Source organism: Streptomyces sp. NPDC127084, from assembly GCF_042724175.1.
GTDB lineage: Bacteria > Actinomycetota > Actinomycetes > Streptomycetales > Streptomycetaceae > Streptomyces.
Map to the genome: position 1 here is coordinate 1 of NZ_JBHXFA010000413.1, position 792 is coordinate 792.

General features: G+C 66.9%; 1 pseudogene. It reads right to left on the reverse strand.

What is annotated here, in order from left to right:
* Window positions 1-792 (reverse strand): annotated as a pseudogene (locus ACFWI9_RS34635) (hypothetical protein); the annotation flags it as partial.

Genomic DNA, 792 nt, shown 5'->3' on the forward strand with positions numbered 1-792 from the left:
GTCGTAGGTGTAGTCGTCGTTCTGGACGGTGCCCTTGGCCGTGGTGGTCGTGGTGATGTTCTTCAGCCAGCCGGTGCCGGTGGTGTCCTCGTAGGTGTAGGCGCGCTTGGCGCTGTTGGCGGCACCCGTGGCGCCGTAGGTGCGGCCGGTGAGGCGGCCCAGGGAGTCGAAGTCGGTGGAGTCGACATAGGTGGTGCCGCTGATGCTGCTGGTCACCTTGTCCTCGATACCGGACGCGTCGTACGACGTGGTCACCGTCTCCGCCGGCAGCCCGGCGGTCGCGGGGTACGCGACGGTGGTGTTGTGGCCCGCGGCGTCGTAGCCGTAGGTCGCGGTGTAGGTGCCCTGCAGCCCGTTGCCGTCGGTGGGGACGGTGACCTTGCTGTCGGTCAACTGGCCGTTGGCGTCGTACTTCACGGCCTCGGTCGTGTAGGCGAAGCCGCCCGTGTACGAGGTGGAGGTGGCCGGCTTGCCGATGCCTCCCGTCGCGGCGTCGTTGGTCTTGCGGGTCAGCACGGTGCTGCCCTTGGACACGGTGAGCGGCCGGTTCAGGTTGTCGTAGGCGTAGGTCAGGACGGCGTTGTTGCCGTCGGTGCTCTGCTGGACCAGGCCGTTGGCGTCGTACTGCGTCAGCCGTGTGCCGGTGTCCAGCTCGACCGACTTGGTCGTCTCGCCGAGCCAGTTGTACTCGTACGTCGAGATGTTGCCCTTGGCGTCGGTGAGCTTGGTCAGATGACCGGAGCGGTCGTACTCGTAGCTGGTGGTGTAGGTGGCCCCGCCGAACTCCACGAT